Raw genomic sequence first — 442 nt, forward strand, 5'->3', positions numbered from 1 at the left:
GCTCGGCCGTGGATGGCCAGCAGGCCAGCGCTCTGCTGCAACGCCTGGCGCCGGCGCAATCGACCCTGGAACGCGCCCTGGCCCTGACCTGGCTGCAGGGCGCCCTGGCCCAGGCGCCGCAGGGCAAGCTGCCGCAGCCGCCGAAGGACTGGCAGGCGCAGCGCGGCGCCAGCGGCGAAACCTACTGGCAATGGCGCGGCCGCGGCATTCCGAGCTGGGTCGACCTGGACGAGGCGCCGGCCCGGCCGTTGCCGGTTGCGCTCAGCTACCGCAGCGCCCAGGCGCCGAGCGGGCAACTGCCGGTGCAGATCAGCCGTCGTCTGCTGCGCCTGGTGCCCGGTGAGGGGGCGTTCGAGTTCAAGGTCGAGGAGGTTGGCGACAAGCCGCTTTCCAGCGACGAACTGTATCTCGACGAAGTGACCCTGAACGTTCCGGAAGACAC

At 71.3% G+C, this 442-nt stretch carries 1 protein-coding gene; it reads left to right on the forward strand.

Annotated elements, in window-relative coordinates:
* Positions 1 to 442: hypothetical protein (locus tag FLO80_RS23900; RefSeq protein ID WP_223145553.1), on the forward strand; the 442-nt coding region annotated here is incomplete at both ends.

Origin of the sequence: Aquicoccus porphyridii (assembly GCF_008369105.1) — a bacterium.
Taxonomy (GTDB): domain Bacteria; phylum Pseudomonadota; class Alphaproteobacteria; order Rhodobacterales; family Rhodobacteraceae; genus Aquicoccus; species Aquicoccus porphyridii.